Source organism: Paenibacillus sp. 01T422, assembly GCF_056398785.1.
Window position 1 is genome coordinate 1 of sequence record NZ_JBFTQB010001718.1, and the last position, 385, is coordinate 385.

The following is a 385-nucleotide window of genomic DNA, read 5'->3' on the forward strand; positions in this document are numbered from 1 at the left end:
GGTCCTATTGATGTAGCAGTAATTTCAAAGGGAGACGGTTTTATTTGGATAAAAAGGAAACACTACTTTAAGTCGGAATTGAATAATCAGTACTTTAAAAACTATAATGAAAGGTAGTGGACTTAGATGATTAATACAGTTTTCTTAAGTTCTACTAGTAATAAAGGCTTTTTTAAATTACCACAAGAAAAAAAAATAACCAATCAGTTCTTAAAAAAAGAAAAACCAGAGAGTATCTCCGAGTCAATTTTAAATAAATTGCTCCCAAATAACTCTAATAATTCAAAAAAACTCAAATGATTATGAATTGTCACGGCTAATGTCTGGTAGCATATCAAAAGTTCAAAAGCCCAAGGGGATACAATTAACCCATGGGCTTTTTTAC

1 protein-coding gene is annotated in these 385 nt (G+C 30.4%); it reads right to left on the bottom strand.

Annotation, left to right across the window (positions count from 1 at the left end; all coding sequences use genetic code 11):
- Positions 1 to 203: 203 nt before the first annotated feature.
- Positions 204 to 385 (bottom strand): hypothetical protein (locus AC1DUA_RS40925; protein ID WP_477505054.1); only part of this gene is annotated, 182 nt, incomplete at its 5' end.